The sequence below is a fragment of the Nocardia vinacea NBRC 16497 genome (genome assembly GCF_000308835.1).
Classification (GTDB): domain Bacteria; phylum Actinomycetota; class Actinomycetes; order Mycobacteriales; family Mycobacteriaceae; genus Nocardia; species Nocardia vinacea.
The window spans coordinates 15192-31242 of sequence record NZ_BAGN01000236.1 but is presented as its reverse complement, the minus strand read 5'-3'; the positions used below and the strand labels follow the sequence as shown (position 1 = coordinate 31242).

Below are 16051 nucleotides of genomic sequence, written 5' to 3'. Positions count from 1 at the left end.
TGATGCGAATCAACCTGCGCCTGCCGAATGTGCGGCGGATGGCCAAACCACTGATGATCAGCGCCGCAGCCCTGGCTGTGGGCAGTTGCTCGCTGATTCCGAGTTCGATGAACAGCGCACTGGGCAACACGATGACGATCACCGCGGACTTCGAGAATATCGCGGGTGTCTTCGAGGGCAATCCGGTTACGGTGCTCGGCCTGGAAGTGGGCAAGATCGACAAGATCATTCCCAAGGGCACCATGGTCGAGGTGCACATGACGATCGATAAAGACGTCAAGATCCCGAAAGACGCGATGGCAGCGATCATTTCGCCGTCCATCGTGACCGACCGGCACGTCGAACTCACCCCGGCCTATACCCAGGGCGAGGCCATGTCCAACGGCGCGCATCTGCCGAAGGCGAAGACCAAGACACCGGTCGAGTTGGACACGATGCTCAAGACCATCGATCAGTTCGCTGCGGCGCTCAAGCCGGAACCGGGTACCGAAGGCATCGGTCCGCTGTCGGGTCGAGTGCTCTATCCGATGTTGAACGGCAACGGCGAGAAGATGCGTGACACCCTCAAGGCGCTCTCCGGCGCGTTGAAGGTCGGCGTCGACAATAAGGACGCGGTCTCCAGCATCATCGTCAAGTTGAACGAGCTGACCACGATGTTGGCCGAAAACGACCAGTCCGTACGCGATTTCAGCAATCGGATGACGCAGATGACCGGACTGCTCAGCGATCAGGCCCCCGGTCTGGAGGCCACGCTGCAGCAGCTCAACGACTTCCTGGCCAATACGAGTTCGGTCTTCGTGCAGTACCAGGATCAGCTGGGCAGTTCGCTGGAGGGTCTGACCAAGGTGACCGATCAGCTGCGCGCCAACGCCCGCGGCCTCACCGAGGTCGTCGACCTCGCACCGCTGCTCATGCAGAACCTGGACCGGTCGATGAACCGGGAGTTGGGGTACGTCCGGCTGCACGGCAACCTGCCGACTTTCCTCAACGGCGAACTGCTGAGCGTGTTCTGTGAACGGATTCAAATGCGCTCGGATGGTTGCCGGACCGGCAAACTGGAGGATCTCGGCCCGGACCTCGGTATTACGGCGGCACTGCTGGGGATGACCAAATGAGCGACCGGTTCGTATCCAAAGCCCGTCGCGCGGTGATCACGCTGGCCGCGGCATCCGGGGTGGCCATCACCTCCGGCTGTGGTCTCACGGTGGAGAGCCTGCCGCTGCCCAAACCGGGCACGGCCGGTGAAACCTACACCCTGCACGCGAAATTCGAGAACGCGCTGAACCTGCCGGATCAGGCGAAGGTGAAGATCGGTGGTTCCGATGTCGGCGTGGTCTCGAATATCCAGACCAAGAACTTCGAGGCCATTGTCGATCTGAAGATCAGCAAGGACATCGAGCTTCCGGTCGGCAGCACGGCCGAACTACGGCAAGCCACCCCGCTCGGCGATGTGTTCATCGCGGTGTCGAAGATCAAGGCGGATCCGGGCGCGCCGATGCTGCACGACGGCGACACTCTCGGTTTGGACAAGACCTCGGCGGGCGCCACCGTCGAGGAGCTGCTGATCTCGGTATCCATGTTGTTCAACGGCGGTGGTGTCGCGGCACTCACCAAGCTGACCTCGGAGATGGACTCGATCGTCGGCGGCCGCGGTGACCAGATAGCGCATCTGATCACCGAAATGACCGGCGTGGTCGGCAGTTTGAACGACAACAGCGCTCGGATCGACAGTGTGCTCGCCCAGTTCGGCTCGCTGGCCACCACCATCGAGTCGAGGCATTCGGAGTTGGGGCAGGTCGCGGACACCCTGCCGCAGATGATCGGCGCCATCGCGGAGAACAACCGGGCGATCGGTGATCTGCTGCAGAAGATTTCGGTGACCAGCGCGGCCCTCGGTGATTATGCGAATACCTCCAGCGACCAGCTGGGCGATCTACTCGACAATGTGCACAAGCTGATGGACGCCCTGTCGCGGACCGAGCAGAACTTCGGTCCCGCGTTGGATGCGCTGCACGAGATACGTGGCCCGATCGATGCGTCCTTCCGCGGTAACAGCCTCGCGGTCTACGCCACCATCACCAATATCCACAACTTCAGCTTGTTGTCGGATCCGGCGCAGGGCAAGTTCTTCGACGGCCGCGATCTCAGCGACCTCGCGGGCAGCCTGATCACCGTCCTGCAGGCGATTCAAGGACGACTGCAGGGGGGGCACCGATGAGCTGGCTCGGCAAACTGATGCAGCGCAAGATGCTGCTGTCCAGCATCGGCCTGGTGCTGGTGTTCATTGTCGGCGCGAGCTACCTGTTGGTGAGTGTCATGCGGGTGAATCCGCTGAAGTCGACCTATGCCGTCACGGTGGACCTGGACCGCTCCGGCGGTCTGCAGCCGGGCAACGATGTGACCCTGCGTGGCTATCGCATCGGCAAAGTGACCTCGATCGAGTTGGTCGATCGCGGACAGTCCATCGCCGCGAAGGCCGAAATCGACTCGAAGTACAAGATTCCGGTCGACACCAAGGTCTCGGTGGGCGCGCTCTCCGGTGCCGGTGAGCAGTACATCGACTTCCGGCCGAATACCGAGCAGGCGCCGTTCCTGAAGGACGGCTCGGTCATCGAATTCGATGCGGAGAAGATCAAGACCCCGACCCCGATCTGGTCGGTGCTCGACAACTCCAGCGCGCTGATCGCCCAGGTCGATCCGGATAAGTTCAGTGTCATCCTGGCCAACCTGGACACCGCGCTCAGCGGTGGCCCGGATCAGTTGCGCGGCATGGTCAATGGCATCAGCCTGGCGATGGCCGGTTTCGACAATCTGCTGCCGCAGACCCAGAACCTGATTACCAACCTGCGCACCATCGCGAACACCACCTCGAATGCGCAGCCCGATCTGGGGACGCTGACCCGCAATTCGGGTCAGTTGTTCGATCAGTTCAATAATGCCAACGCCGAATTGCAGGCGATCCTGGAGAAGGCGCCGGGACAGCTGACCAGTCTCGGTGCGGTACTGGACAAGACGGCCGATCCGATCACCAGTCTGGCGGCCAACTTCGCGGCGATGACCAGGGCCGCGCAGCTGCGGATTCCGGCGCTGCAGGCGCTGTTCCCCTCCCTTAACATCGGGTTGTCCGCCGCTGGTGTGCCTGCGCACGACAACGAGTTCCACGCTGTCGCGGATATCTGGATTCGGCCGATCTGCCAGTACAAGCATGTGCCGATCCGCAATGAGGTCGTCCAGGACGGCTCACTGCCCAAGTGGAACTACTGCGAGAATCCGCCGCCCGGACTGCAGGTTCGCGGTTCGGCGAATGCGCCTCGGCCGAATGTTCCGGACAACGGCGCGCAGATGCCGCCGGGTGCGGATCCAAATGAAATGACCCCGCCGCCGCTCCGGTGATCCGAACATTGCGGTGAGTTGACGCAGTGAGCGGTACGTATTCGATGGTGAGTTACCCCGGCCCGGGCGTGCGATCCCGGGCCGGGAATACTCCCCCGCAGAGTGCGAGCGGTTCGTCCGACGCGGACCGACAAGGCAATATCGGTGCGCTCGGGTGCGCCGGGAAAGTGCAGGATTGTATCGATGGCCACTGATGATGTCGGCGCCGAGAAGCAGAACTCGGATGCCGAGGAAGCCGATGCCAAGAAAGCCGACGCCACCGTCGACGCGTCCGCCGAGGACAAGACGGTCGAGATCGGGAAGTCGGGCGATGCGGTAGCCGCCGCGCCGCCAGCGGCGCCGAAGCAGGCAACCGACAAGCCCGCCAAGGGTGCGTCGCAACCGGTGGCCAAGGGCGGCGCGCTGGTCCCGATTATCGCGGCGTTCGTCGCTGGTGTGCTGCTCGTCGCGGCGGTCACCGCCGTCGTGGTGTTCTACCGGCAGGCGAGCAATCGCGGCGACGAGTTGGACGCGCATGCCGACGCCACCGCGGCGGCGTGTGAATACGGCAAGCTGATCTCCACCTACGATCCGCAGACCATCGACGAGTACCTGAAGAAGGTGGATGCCGCGTCGACCGGTGACTGGAAGGATCAGTTCGCCAAGCTCGGCCAGGACCTCAAGGGCGTCGTCATCGATGCCAAGGCCACCTCGTCTACCTACGACATGCAGTGCGGCTTCCAGTCCGGCGATATCGAGAACGCGAATGTGCTGGTGGTGATCGGTCAGACCACGACCAACGTGAATATCGCCGCCGCGAACAAGCCGCCGAGCAAGGTGGAGCTCGTGGTGGTGGCCGGTCTGAAGAAGATCGGCGACAAGTGGCTGGTCGACAAGTTCGACCTGCCCATCCTGAAGCAGATGGGCAACTGATCGGATTATCTACTCGGAAAAGCGCCTCCGGGCGGGTGGGAATGGCACCACCCGCCCGGAGGTCTTTCCGGCGGTCTTGCGTCCGGTCGCGCCCGGCGGGCTCAGAACAGCGTCAATGCCTGAGGTGCTGGCGCGACCGGCTTCCCCGCTGACCGCGGCCGGGCGGATTTTGTGGTCTTCTCGGAGGAGTCCTCGAGCACCGGTTGCAGCTCGGGGAGTTCCGCGGTCGGGACCTCACCGGCCGCCGCGGAGGCCGCGGCCTGTCTGGCCGCCTCGCCCGCGAGGGTGTCGGCCATCTCGTTGAAGTAATTGCCGACGTGTCCACGCACCCAACGGAACCGGACCGGTCCCGGCCGGGAGGCGATGGCCCGGTCGATCTGTTTGATGAGTTCGATATTCTTCACCGCGCCGCCGCTGGCGGTCCGCCAGCCGTTGGTCCGCCAGCCGAAGATCCACTCCGAGGCGCATTTGATCGCGTAGAGCGAATCGCTCTCGATGAACAGCGGTTCCTCGCCGGGATGGGCGAGTACCGCCTCCAATAGCGCGCGCAGCTCCGCGACCTGGTTGGTTCCGGTGGCGGCTCCCCCGCTGCGTGAACCGCCCTGATGATTGACCCAAGCCCAGCCGATAGCGCCGCCGGGATTGCGGAGGCAGGATCCGTCGGTGCTCACGATGATCATGGATGGCACCCTACGCAATCCGACCGACAAGATCGGTACCGTGGAATTCCTCTATCTCCCTTCGCAACTGGGATTCGGTGCGGCGCAGCGCCGAACGCACGGCGGAATCCACCAGGCGCAGGCACAGCCGACCGAACAGCCCACTCGGTGGAGCGTACTCCGCCTGCGAGGTCAGCACCGAGCGTCCGTAGCCGAGCGGGTCGAACCGCAGCGTCAAAGTGCCCGCCAACCGCCCGTGCAATGTGTAGCCGATCACGACATTGCGCCGGTATTCGGTGATTTCGCATTCGATGGCCGGCCGCCACAGTCCCAGCCTGATCCGAGTCGTGAAAACCGCACCGAGACCCTGGTCGAGCTCGCCTTTCGGCTCGAACGCGGCGACGGCGAACATCCAATCCGGCACGAACTGATGATTGTCCGTATAGGTGAAGGCCACCTCGACCGGGGCTCCGACGTCGCTCGCGTACTTGATGTGGCCCATAGGGCCCCTCCCTGTTGGCTGCCGCTAAAAGTACTACAGCTCTCCTCTTTATTCGAGGTGTTGCCCGGAATTTGGTTGGCGGGCTTACCGCATTCATGACCGGGTGGTCGCTTGGTTTGCTGGAATGCGCAACCCAGCTAACTCGGCGGAGTCACAGTTGGTCGACGATGTATTCGGCGATCGGCATGGCGGAGGTCGCCGCCGGTGACGGTGCGTTGAGCACGTGAATCGAGCGCGGTGTGCGTTCGATCAGGAAGTCGTGTACGAGGGTGCCGTCGCGCAGTACCGCTTGCGCGCGGATGCCCGCCTCGCGTGGTCGCAGATCCGCGATCGTGAGCTCCGGGCAGTACCTTCGGCATTCGGCCAGATAACCGCGTTTGAACAGGGAGTTGCGCAACTCGCGCAGTCCGGTGCGCACATGGGCGCGGGCCACCCGGTGGAAGCCGGGAAAACCGAGCACCGCACGGGCGTCGCGGGCGTCGAAGCTGTTCTTGCGGTAGCCCTCCCTGGCCAGGCCGAGCACCGCATTGGGGCCGACGGTCAGGGTGCCATCGATCATCGGGCTCAGATGAACCCCGAGGAAGGGCAGATTCGGATCGGGAATCGGATAGATCAGCGTGCGCACCAGTCCGGATCGGCTGGGCGGTAGCTGGTAGTACTCGCCGCGGAACGGCACGATGCGGAAATCGGTGTGCAGACCGGCGAGTGCGGCCATCCGATCGGCCTGCAGACCCGCACAGACCACCAGGGTGCGCGCCGTCCAGGAACCCGCGGGACCCGCCGCCGCGGTGATCGCGTCGGCGGTTTCGGTGAGCGCGGTGACCTCGGCATTCAGCACGATTTCGCCGCCCGCGGCCCGGACCTCCTCGGCGAGTGCGTTGGTGACGCGGGTGAAGTCGATGATGCCGGTGGCGGGCACGAACAATGCGCCGACGCCGGCCACGTGCGGTTCGCGGCGAGTTAGTTCGGCAGTGTCGATGAGTTCGACATCGACATCGTTGCTGACCGAGCGTTCGTGCAGCGCGAGCATTCGCCGATATTCGGCGGCATCGGTGGCCACCAGCAGCTTTCCGCAGACCTCGAACGGAATGCCGTGTGCCGCGGCGAATTCCTTGGTCCAGGCGGCGCCTTTTCGGCACAGGCGCGCCTTCAGACTGTCCGGCGGGTAGTAGATGCCGGAATGGATGACGCCGCTGTTGTGTCCGGTCTGATGGGTCGCGAGTGCGTCGGCCTTATCGACGAGCACCAGGCTCGCACCCGGATGACGGCGCAGAATCCGATGCGCCGTCGCGACTCCGACGATCCCGCCCCCGATGACACAGAAGTCGTACATGGGACGCAGCGTAGGCGGACTAGACCGCGATGGTGTGGTTCGCCGTCGTCATGGTCGGATTCGGGGGCGCGTCGCCCGTTCCCGACGTGGCCGAATCTTCAACGTTCGCAGCATATTCGGTGCTCGGCGCGGGATTGCGATCGAGGCGCAGGCCGTGTTCACCGAGGGTCGGATCCGAGAAGGTGAATGTCACTTCGCCGTTGTGCGTATCGACCTCGGTGCGCAACTGGGTGACCCCGCCCGGCTCGGCGTGGATGCCGAGCCGGTTCCGAACCGGTTCGGTGAGCAGGAAATCCGTCAGTGCTGTCAGCGCATTGGTATCCACCGTGAAGGCGACGGAATTCGCGCGGCCCGGTGCCACCTCCGCGCCGACATAGGCGGTGCCGAGGCGCAGTTTGCCGCTGATTCCGGCGGAGGCGGGCGAATCTGTATGGGCCTGAGAGATTTTCACCACGCCATCGCTGGATTCCGCGGGGAAGCGGCCGAATAGTGCGGGCAAATCGCGAGTTCCACCGGTCAATACGGCATCGGAGAGCACAGGTCCGTAGTCGGTGTCGACATCTGGAATCCGGACCGCAGGTGGTGCGGCCACGTCGTTGGTGGCGTGCTGGGTGTCGGCCATCTGGTGGCCGATGTAGGCCCCCGCGGTAACGGTGAGACTGAGGCTGGCGGCGCCCGCGAGCACGATGGCGGCATGCCGAGCGATTTGGGCAGGCTTATGTGCCACGATGCGTTCCTTCCATCCGCCCCTGATCCCCTCACAACGTGGCCCGCATCGTTGAAAGCCGTACGCTTGTCCAGGTTACAGGGGCGGCCGCAGGTAGCACCGCATGGGGGAGATCAGCATCACAAAGCCGGGACGCCCGCGATACCGATCTCGAGCCGAATGGCGTCGTCAATGTTTCTACAAGCTGACGAGCGGGTAAATACACTTAGCTGGCGAGCGCCATTCTCGACTGCCACATCGAGACACCCGGCCAACGGCGTCCGGCCGACACGAACGGCGCACCCAAGTGTGGCGCTCGCCCGCACTCAGAATTCCGGTCGGACCCGATGGTTCGGATGCGGCGGGTCAGGCGAACTGGCCCGCCGACCGCCCGTCACCCGTCGGCCCCGCGAAAGCCTGTGCGATGGTGAGCCATTCGGCGGCGTCCGCGCCCACTGTTGCCAGCGCGAGATCGTCACGGTGACGTCGCTGCGTCACCAGCAGGCAGAAGTCGACTGCCTGACCGGTCACTTTCTGCGCGGCATCCTCGGGACCCCAGGACCACACGCTGTCGTCCGGTGCGGTGAGTTCGACTCGGAATTCCTCGGCCGGCACGGTCTTACCGCGCACTGTGTAGGCGAAGTTCCTGGTCCGCACGCCGATATGGGCGACCGTGCGCAGCCGAGCGGTCGGTGTCCTGGTCAACCCGAGTGCGTCGGCGATGTCCTGGCCGTGCGCAAAGGTCTCCATCATGCGCGCGCTGACCATGGATGCCGGGCTCATCGGCGGTCCGAACCACGGCAGTTTGGTGCCGGACGGCAGCGCGCGCAGCGCTTCGATCAGACCGGCACGGCCGCGGCGCCATCGGTCGAGCAGTTCGGCGGCGGGTGCGGTGGCCGCCTCCTCGGCGGCCTCGTCGACGAAGGTGAACACCTTCGGGCCCGCCTCCTCGACCAGCTTCGCGAAACCGTCCGGATCGGTGGCGGCCAGTGCGGCGACCTCGTCGGTCCAGGCCAGATGGCCGATCTGATGCGCGACACTCCAGCCGGGCGCCGGTGTCGGCGCGGACCAGTCCGCCAGCGGGGCGACGATTCGTTCCAGTTCCGCGCAGTCGTCGGCGAAATCGCGCAGAAGCGCGTCTAGGTCGGCCATCAGATCCCTGTCCCGTCCAGGCGCACTGCTTCGTACACCGTCGTGATTCAGCATCGCAGCGGGTCCGAAAAAATGCAAGCATGCGTGCTTGTATTTGCCCCGGGTCCGCCAACGACCGGATTCGGGCCGGTTACCAGCCGAAAATCGTCAGGTGGGCGGCGCCGACCAGCAGGCCGAGCAGTGCGCCGTGCAGGTATAACAGCCAGGCATCCTGTTCGACGGAGGCGTAGAACATCTCCATGAACTCCCCCGGGGTGAGGTCCTGGAGTTTGCGTGCGGCGAACTCGTCGATCTTCTTGGCCTGTTCGAGGGTGAACGCCTCGTCCTCGACCAGGCTGGGAGCCAGTCCGACCGCCGCGCCCGCGGCGCCGACCTTGAGATTGTCGAACTGGCGGCGGCCGAAGGCGACGCGCACGATCGAGGTGGTCGGGCCGAGTTGGCGATGGATCTCATCGGAGACCAGCCGCTCGATCAGCTGCCTGGTCTTATCGCCGTTCGGACCGTCGAGCAGTTCCTTGGACAGGTTCGGCAGGGTCAGCACCTGGTAGGCGAGGATGTGCGCGAGATCGGTCGCCGCCTGCGGCTGCCGCTTGGCCAGCAGCGCCTGCTTCCACAAATACTTGTAGCGCGGCTGCGGATCACCCGGTTCGAAGACCATTTTGACCGCGATGACATTCACGATCACACCGATCGCCGCCGAGGCAAGCAGCACGATCACCCAACCCGGCACCCAACCGAACACCGGAATGGTGTGGTGCACATGCATATACAGTGCGAGCAGCAGGCCGAACGGCGCACCGAGCAGGCCGATGCGCACCATGAAACGCAATTCGGGGGCGGCAATGGTCGTGGTCAGATCCTTGAGGATGTACGGGTTTTCCTGCAGGTACCGGATGACGAAGGTTTTGATATCGATGAGCTGGTCGACATTGTCGCCGAGCGATTCGAAGGCCCGCCTGGTCAATCCGGGCAACTCCCGGTCCACCCGCTGATAGATGACCTGCTTCATCGTCTTCGGCACACCGCGCCACAGGTCCGGATTCTCCCGGTACATCACCTCGTCGACGAGCGGTTTGACCTGCTTGCTCGCGAGTATCGCGATGTAATCGGCAATACTCTCCAGATCCAGTTCGTGGATGAAATCCCGCGGACTGCCGATGCGCATCAGCGCCTTGTCGACGCAAATACTCGCCATCTTCTCCGCACGCGCCGGAATGAATCCCTGGAATCCGAACCGGCGGCCGTCACCGGAGAATGTCGGCAGCACCTGGACTCGGCGCGGAAAATACGGATACAACACCTGGAGGCCAGGAATCCGGATTCCGCGAAAAACGACCGGCCAGAACAGCATCAGCACACCGGTCCAGTTGGTGAGCCAACCGGCGAGCGCACTGAAGATCGGAAAGGTGATCAGATCGACGGAGAACTTGGACAGGCCGGTCAGCGCTTCCCAATCGATGAACACTCCGGAGGTGAGTGTTGTCATCGTGGGATCCCCCTGAAGCCGCCCAAGTGGTGAGATATCTAGCTGCCAACATTCTCATTGGCTCCGACGGGGTGTCAATGCGGGATTACCTCGATCGACGGTGACCGGACTCGGACGTATCAGCCCGGGTGTGCAGTGCGGTCGCCGATCGCGAGCCGACCTCGGTAGATATCGAGCTTGCGGTCGATGAGCACGAGGTTCTCCTGGATCTCGGCCAGCTTGGCGACCACCTCGGCGCGATGTGCCTCCATCAGCGCGATGCGTTCCGATTCGTTGCCGTTTCCGGCGGCCACGAGTTCGGCGTAGCGACGGATGGTCTGGATGGGCATTCCGGTGGCTCGCAGCCGGGTGCATACGTAGATCCAGTCCAGGTCGAGCTGGTGGTAGCGCCGCCGGCCGCTGGCGGTGCGGTCGACGGGGGTGATGACCAGGCCGGCGCGCTCGTAGTAGCGCAGGGTGTGCACGCTGACACCGGTGCGGCGGGCGGCCTCGCCGATACTCAGCCCGTCCGGGTTGTCGCAGCGAACAGGTCCGGATACCGGCCGCGCATCGACTTCGAACACGCTCTGAATTCTAGTGCCGCATCGAACACTGATCGCCCTGAGCGAACGTGGGCAGCGGTGTGGAACAAACGTGGAATGCCCGGGGTTGACTGGACATCGCTCAACTTTTGGAAGGGTCGAACACGTGACTACACCACAGAACCTGCCGGTGCTGTTCCTGACCGATCCGATCGTGCTGCCGGGCATGGTCGTGCCCATCGAACTGGACGAATCGGCGCAGGCCGCCATCGACGCCGCGCGCGCCGCGAATACCGACGCGGTGCTGCTCGCGCCCCGATTGACCGAGGGCTACGCCTCCTACGGCGTCGTCGCCACCATCGAACAGGTCGGGCGGATGCGCGGTGGCGCGCCCGCCGCGGTGCTGAAGGCCGAACGGCGTGCCAAGATCGGCCACGGGGTCACCGGGCCGGGCGCCGCGCTGTGGGTCGAGGCCGAACCGGTCGAGACGCCCGTCGCCGACGGTCGCACCAAAGAGCTTGCCGCCGAATACAAGAAGCTGGTCGTTTCGGTGCTGCAGCGTCGCGAGGCCTGGCAGATCATCGACGCGGTCAATCAGCTGACCGATCCGTCGGCGATCGCCGACACCGCGGGCTACGCGCCGTACCTGACCGCCGACGAGAAGCGTGAGCTGCTCGAAACTCCGGATACCGCACAGCGTTTGACCAAGCTGATCGAGTGGACCAAGGCACATATCGCCGAGGCGGAGGTCACCGAGAAGATCAGTGAGGATGTCCGCGAGGGCATGGAGAAGAGTCAGCGCGAATTCCTGCTGCGCCAGCAGCTCAATGCCATTCGCAAGGAACTCGGCGAGGACGAGCCCGACGGTGCCGACGACTACCGCACCCGGGTCGAGCAGGCCGAACTGCCCGATGACGTGCGCGCCGAGGCGTTGCGCGAGGTCGGTCGACTGGAGCGGGCCAGCGATCAGAGCCCGGAATCCGGCTGGATCCGGACCTGGCTGGACACCGTCCTCGACCTGCCGTGGACCGTGAAAACCACCGACAGCGCCGATGTTTCGGCCGCCCGCGCGGTGTTGGACGCCGATCACCACGGCCTGGACGAGGTCAAGGATCGCATGGTCGAGTACCTGGCCGTGCGATCCCGCCGGGCCGCGCGCGGACTCGAGGTCGTCGGCGGACGTGGTTCCGGCGCCGTGCTCGCGCTGGTCGGCCCGCCCGGTGTCGGCAAGACCTCGCTCGGTGAGTCGGTGGCACGGGCCATGGGCCGCAAGTTCGTTCGCGTCGCCCTCGGTGGTGTGCGCGACGAGGCGGAGATCCGCGGTCACCGGCGCACCTACGTCGGTGCGCTGCCGGGCCGGATCGTGCGTGCCATCAAGGAGGCGGGATCGATGAATCCCGTTGTCCTGCTGGACGAAATCGACAAGGTCGGCTCCGACTTCCGCGGCGATCCGGCCGCCGCACTGCTCGAGGTGCTGGATCCGGCGCAGAACCACACATTCCGCGACCACTATCTGGATCTGGATCTGGACCTGTCCGACGTGCTGTTCATCGCGACCGCGAATGTCATGGACACCATTCCCGGCCCGCTGCTGGACCGCATGGAAATGATCACCGTCGACGGTTACACCGAGGACGACAAGGTGGCCATCGCCCGCGACTTCCTGGTGCCACGGCAGCTGGAACGCAATGCGCTTACCGCCGAGGAGGTTTCGATCACCGACGAGGCATTGCGCGAGGTCGCGGCCAACTACACCCGGGAAGCCGGTGTGCGGCAGATGGAGCGGTTGATCGCGAAGGCATTGCGCAAGGCCGCGACTCGGCTGTCCGAGGATGGAAGTGGTTCGGCCGACAATGTGGTGTCGCTGGGTTACGACGCCGAGCTCGGTTACGACGCGCTGGAGTCGTTGACCATAGACCTGGACAACCTGAAGGACTACCTGGGTCGCCCGCGCTTCACCCCGGATTCGGTGGAACGCACCGCGGTCCCCGGTGTGGCAACGGGTTTGGCGGTCACCGGTCTCGGCGGTGATGTCCTCTACATCGAGGCCAATGGCGCCGAGGGCGAGCGTGCGCTCACCCTGACCGGTCAGCTGGGTGATGTCATGAAGGAGTCGGCGCAGATCGCCCTCACCTACGTGCGGTCGCACCTGGCAGAGATCGGCATCGAACCGTCCGTGCTGGATCGCAATATCCACATCCACTTCCCGGCGGGTGCGGTGCCGAAGGACGGGCCGTCGGCGGGTGTCACCATGGTCACCGCCCTGGTGTCGCTGGCGCTCGGCCGGCAGGTGCGCGCGGATGTCGGCATGACCGGTGAGGTCACGCTGAACGGCCGGGTGCTGCCGATCGGCGGTGTGAAGCAGAAGCTGATGGCCGCGCAGCGTGCGGGGCTGAAGACGGTGTTCATCCCGGCCCGCAACGAGCCGGACCTGGACGACGTGCCCGCCGAGGTGTTGGCCGCCCTGGATGTGCGCCCGGTCGCCGATGTGGCCGACATCCTGGCCTACGCCATCGAGCCGGTCGCCGAACCGGCCCTGGGCGCCCCCGCCTTCGCGGCGAGCGCCTGATATTCGCCTGAAACGGGCCGTACCTGCGGGTACGGCCCGTTTCGTATGCATGGTCGCCGTGACCGCGACGCAAGGGCGGTGCAAGCCTGTGCGCACACGATCGTGGCATGACTCCTACGCAGCGGATTCCCGTTCTCGTTGTCGGTGGCGGCCTGGTCGGACTATCGGCCGCGCTGTTCCTCGAATATCACGATGTCCCTTATGTTCTCGTCGAAAAACGGACCAGGGCATCGGCGTTGCCGAAGGCGCGCGGCCTGCACACCAGGACCACCGAGCTGTTCCGTCAGGTCGGCGTCGAGGGGCGGGTCGAGCAGGCCGCCGCGACCGCATTGCGGGCGGGCAGCTTCGGTGGCGCGAGCCGAGGCACCAGTCTGATCACCGCCGAGCCGCTCGACCTCGGTCACTTGCGGGCGGCAATGGCGGCGGCCGATCCCAGCCCGTCGCAGTTCTGCTTCCTGCCCCAGGTACTGCTCGAGCCGGTGCTCGCGGAGCAGGCACGCGAACGCGGTGGTGACCTCCGATTCGGGGTCGAGCTCATCGACTTCGAAACCGATGACGCGGGTGTCACCGCAACCCTGCGTGACGAGTCGGGCCGCAGCTCGGTTATCCGGGCCGACTACCTCATCGCGGCCGACGGTGCGGCCAGCCCGATCCGTCGGGCACTGGGTATCGATGGTTGGGAGCTGCCGCCGACGCGCTACTACATCAATGCCTTTGTGCGGACGGATCTTACGGGGGTGCTGGGCGGTCGCACCTTCAGCCAGTGCGAGATCAGCAACGACACCGTGCGCGGACTCGTTTTGTCCAAGAACAACACCGACGAATGGTCCTTCCAGCTCGAATACGATCCGACCCGTGAGACGGCCGCGGACTATCCGGACGAACGCTGCGTCGAGCTGATCCGCGCCGTGATCGGCGTGCCCGATATCGAGGTCGAGGTGCTGGCGCGAAGTGCTTGGGACACCGGCAGTTTCGTGGCCGACGAGTATCGGCGCGGCCGGATCTTCCTCGCCGGTGACGCCGCCCACCGGCACGCGCCGTGGGGTGGTTTCGGCGGCAATACCGGTGTCGCCGACGCACATAATCTGGTCTGGAAGCTGGCCGCCGTGCTGTCGGGTACCGGCGGACCCGCACTGCTCGATTCCTATCAGGCCGAACGCTGGTCACGTGCGATCATCGCCGCCGAACAGGCCAATCTGGGAGACGACTTCGAAACCCGCTACGGCATCGAAACCCCTGACAATGCGGAGATTTTGGCGCGTCGATTGGATTTCGGGGCGGTGATGTCGCGCTTCCGGTACGCGTCGAGCGCGGTATCGCGTAAGCCGGCGGATTGCGTCGAATGGGTCGAGCCGCACGTCGATCGGCTGACCGGACAGGTCGGAACGCGACTGCCGCACCTGTGGCTCGACGCCGAGCGCACCACGTCGACCTTGGATCTCTGTGGACCCGGTTACGCGATCCTGATCGCCGGAAACTCGGCTGCCTGGCGCGATGCCGCGGCCGATGCGCAGCGCGAGACCGGTATCGAGATCGCGGTGCACGGCTTGGGCGCCGAATGGGGTGCCTGCACCGATCTGCCGGAGGGCGGGGCGCTGCTGGTGCGTCCGGACGGGCATGTGGCGGCACGCTCCGATCAGGGCCTGTATCCCCGGTCGCTGGTCGCGATGTTGCGGTCGCTCGTGGGTTTGTCGGCGTCGGTGCTGGACACCAAGGCCACGGCTTGATCCTGAGGGGCGTTTCCGCTGTGCCGCACAATGATCCGTAATGGACCTCAGCTGCCGTCGGGCCCTGGTTCGCGCTCGACGGAGCGCGCATTGCCCTGGGCGACCGCGCACAGCACTGGTTCGGCGTCCGCACTCTCGGCATAGATTTCACACGCGACGACGGCCTGCCGCCGCGTCGACCCGGTGACGGTGGCTTCGGCGCGCAGCCGGGTACCGGCGGCAGGCCGCAGGTAGGTGATGGTGAAGCCGCCGGTCAGCACATTGGCGCCGAGCACCGTGCCCGCGGCGAAGGTGAGGGCGTTGTCGGCCGCGTAGGACACCACACCGCCGTGTACGAAGCCGAATTGCTGGCGCAGCTCGGGACGGATGGGAATGATGAGGGTCGCCGCGCCGTCGCCGAAGGCGGTGATCTCGGTGCCGACCAACTGCGCGAACGGCTGCGCGGCGAGCACCTGCTTCGCGAGATCCAAGTCGAGGGTGATCGTTGGCATAGATGACTCCGTTCAGTCGTTGGTTGTGCCCAGCGCCTGCCAGGCGGCATCGGCAAGCTCGCGCGCGACATCGATTGGGGCGGTGCGGATTTCACCGCCGAGCCAGTGTCGCGAGTACTCCTGCGCGGGGCCGAGCCACAGTGCGTAGACGAGGTCGAACTCGAGATCGCGCACCGCGCCGTAGCGGGCGTGGGTACGCCACCAGCGCAATATATTGCGCAGGAATTCGCGGTTGCTGTCGCTGTCGCGGACGCCGGGCGGCCGGGCCGAGGTGAGAACCTTTGCGCGGTACTGATTTTCGGTAACCCACCGCAGATGCTCGATGACGCCCGCGGTGACCCCCGCGCGCGCATCGGTGCTTTCGCCGACAACCACCCAGAAGTGCTCCTGATAGTCGGCGAGCGCATGCGTCCACACCTCGCGATACAGCTCCGCCTTATCCGGAAAGTGGTGGTAGAGCGCGCCGACACTGGCCCCCGCCGCATCGCGGATCTGGGTCAGCGTGGTCTCCAGCGTCCCCCGTTCCGCGAACTGTCGCTCGGCCGCCAACAGCAACCGATCTCGAATCTTCATGACCAGAATTTAGTTCTGTTTTGTGGG

The 16051-nt window shown here is 65.0% G+C and carries 15 protein-coding genes; 6 read left to right on the top strand and 9 right to left on the bottom strand.

The features are described from left to right. Nucleotides 1–2: 2 nt before the first annotated feature. The 4 genes from ON44_RS33080 (at nucleotide 3) to ON44_RS33065 (ending at nucleotide 4305) form a co-directional block, all read left to right on the top strand. Nucleotides 3–1115, top strand: coding sequence for an MlaD family protein (locus ON44_RS33080; RefSeq protein WP_040697834.1), 1113 nt, complete (start codon nucleotides 3–5; stop codon nucleotides 1113–1115). Next, complete coding sequence (locus ON44_RS33075) at nucleotides 1112–2218, top strand: MCE family protein (protein ID WP_040697707.1); 1107 nt, start codon at nucleotides 1112–1114, stop codon at nucleotides 2216–2218. Before ON44_RS33080 ends, ON44_RS33075 begins: the two co-directional genes overlap by 4 nt. Then, the gene (locus ON44_RS33070; RefSeq protein WP_040697704.1) at nucleotides 2215–3393 is read left to right on the top strand and encodes an MlaD family protein; all 1179 of its coding nucleotides are present in this window, start codon (nucleotides 2215–2217) and stop codon (nucleotides 3391–3393) included. The genes ON44_RS33075 and ON44_RS33070 overlap by 4 nt, the downstream gene beginning before the upstream one ends. A gap of 183 nt (nucleotides 3394–3576) precedes the next feature. Further along, nucleotides 3577–4305: a hypothetical protein gene (locus ON44_RS33065; RefSeq protein WP_051182710.1), complete on the top strand. Its 729-nt coding sequence runs from the start codon at nucleotides 3577–3579 to the stop codon at nucleotides 4303–4305. Nucleotides 4306–4406: 101 nt separating this feature from the next. Here ON44_RS33065 and ON44_RS33060 read toward each other — a convergent pair whose 3' ends face one another. From ON44_RS33060 to ON44_RS33030, 7 genes are all read right to left on the bottom strand, one after another. Then, nucleotides 4407–4985 (bottom strand): ribonuclease H family protein, encoded by a 579-nt coding sequence (locus tag ON44_RS33060; protein WP_040697702.1) that lies wholly within the window; start codon nucleotides 4983–4985, stop codon nucleotides 4407–4409. A 10-nt stretch (nucleotides 4986–4995) separates the two neighbouring features. After that, on the bottom strand, nucleotides 4996–5466 hold the full coding sequence (locus ON44_RS33055; RefSeq protein ID WP_040697701.1) for an SRPBCC family protein: 471 nt from the start codon (nucleotides 5464–5466) through the stop codon (nucleotides 4996–4998). Between the two features lie 151 nt (nucleotides 5467–5617). Next, nucleotides 5618–6799, bottom strand: a complete 1182-nt coding sequence (gene lhgD / locus ON44_RS33050; RefSeq protein ID WP_040697699.1) for an L-2-hydroxyglutarate dehydrogenase — start codon at nucleotides 6797–6799, stop codon at nucleotides 5618–5620. A 19-nt stretch (nucleotides 6800–6818) separates the two neighbouring features. Next, a complete protein-coding gene (locus tag ON44_RS33045; protein ID WP_157187380.1) occupies nucleotides 6819–7526 on the bottom strand; it encodes a hypothetical protein in 708 nt (235 codons plus the stop codon). 345 nt (nucleotides 7527–7871) lie between these two features. Further along, a complete protein-coding gene (locus ON44_RS33040) occupies nucleotides 7872–8657 on the bottom strand; it encodes a TIGR03084 family metal-binding protein (RefSeq protein WP_040697695.1) in 786 nt (261 codons plus the stop codon). A gap of 130 nt (nucleotides 8658–8787) precedes the next feature. After that, nucleotides 8788–10143, bottom strand: coding sequence for a DUF445 domain-containing protein (locus tag ON44_RS33035; RefSeq protein ID WP_040697693.1), 1356 nt, complete (start codon nucleotides 10141–10143; stop codon nucleotides 8788–8790). 119 nt (nucleotides 10144–10262) lie between these two features. Then, on the bottom strand, nucleotides 10263–10706 hold the full coding sequence (locus ON44_RS33030) for a MerR family transcriptional regulator (protein WP_040697691.1): 444 nt from the start codon (nucleotides 10704–10706) through the stop codon (nucleotides 10263–10265). 184 nt (nucleotides 10707–10890) lie between these two features. On the opposite strand from ON44_RS33030, the gene lon reads away from it, so the two are divergent. Next, complete coding sequence (gene lon / locus ON44_RS33025; RefSeq protein WP_051182715.1) at nucleotides 10891–13233, top strand: endopeptidase La; 2343 nt, start codon at nucleotides 10891–10893, stop codon at nucleotides 13231–13233. A gap of 107 nt (nucleotides 13234–13340) precedes the next feature. Continuing rightward, complete coding sequence (locus tag ON44_RS33020) at nucleotides 13341–14960, top strand: FAD-dependent monooxygenase (protein ID WP_040697686.1); 1620 nt, start codon at nucleotides 13341–13343, stop codon at nucleotides 14958–14960. Between the two features lie 47 nt (nucleotides 14961–15007). On the opposite strand, the gene ON44_RS33015 is transcribed toward ON44_RS33020, so the two are convergent. Continuing rightward, entirely contained in the window at nucleotides 15008–15451 is a 444-nt protein-coding gene (locus tag ON44_RS33015) for a PaaI family thioesterase (RefSeq protein ID WP_040697683.1), read from the bottom strand. A gap of 12 nt (nucleotides 15452–15463) precedes the next feature. Continuing rightward, nucleotides 15464–16024 carry a TetR/AcrR family transcriptional regulator gene (locus ON44_RS33010; RefSeq protein WP_040697681.1) on the bottom strand — a complete coding sequence of 187 codons (561 nt, stop codon included), beginning with the start codon at nucleotides 16022–16024 and terminating at the stop codon, nucleotides 15464–15466. Between the last annotated feature and the right edge of the window lie 27 nt (nucleotides 16025–16051).

Coding starts and splice junctions, on each gene's coding strand:
- ON44_RS33080 (WP_040697834.1), top strand. CDS start 3: ATGCGAATCAACCTGCGCCTGCCGAATGTGCGGCGGATGGCCAAACCA.
- ON44_RS33075 (WP_040697707.1), top strand. CDS start 1,112: ATGAGCGACCGGTTCGTATCCAAAGCCCGTCGCGCGGTGATCACGCTG.
- ON44_RS33070 (WP_040697704.1), top strand. CDS start 2,215: ATGAGCTGGCTCGGCAAACTGATGCAGCGCAAGATGCTGCTGTCCAGC.
- ON44_RS33065 (WP_051182710.1), top strand. CDS start 3,577: ATGGCCACTGATGATGTCGGCGCCGAGAAGCAGAACTCGGATGCCGAG.
- ON44_RS33060 (WP_040697702.1), bottom strand. CDS start 4,985: ATGATCATCGTGAGCACCGACGGATCCTGCCTCCGCAATCCCGGCGGC.
- ON44_RS33055 (WP_040697701.1), bottom strand. CDS start 5,466: ATGGGCCACATCAAGTACGCGAGCGACGTCGGAGCCCCGGTCGAGGTG.
- lhgD (WP_040697699.1), bottom strand. CDS start 6,799: ATGTACGACTTCTGTGTCATCGGGGGCGGGATCGTCGGAGTCGCGACG.
- ON44_RS33040 (WP_040697695.1), bottom strand. CDS start 8,657: ATGGCCGACCTAGACGCGCTTCTGCGCGATTTCGCCGACGACTGCGCG.
- ON44_RS33035 (WP_040697693.1), bottom strand. CDS start 10,143: ATGACAACACTCACCTCCGGAGTGTTCATCGATTGGGAAGCGCTGACC.
- lon (WP_051182715.1), top strand. CDS start 10,891: ATGGTCGTGCCCATCGAACTGGACGAATCGGCGCAGGCCGCCATCGAC.
- ON44_RS33020 (WP_040697686.1), top strand. CDS start 13,341: ATGACTCCTACGCAGCGGATTCCCGTTCTCGTTGTCGGTGGCGGCCTG.
- ON44_RS33015 (WP_040697683.1), bottom strand. CDS start 15,451: ATGCCAACGATCACCCTCGACTTGGATCTCGCGAAGCAGGTGCTCGCC.
- ON44_RS33010 (WP_040697681.1), bottom strand. CDS start 16,024: ATGAAGATTCGAGATCGGTTGCTGTTGGCGGCCGAGCGACAGTTCGCG.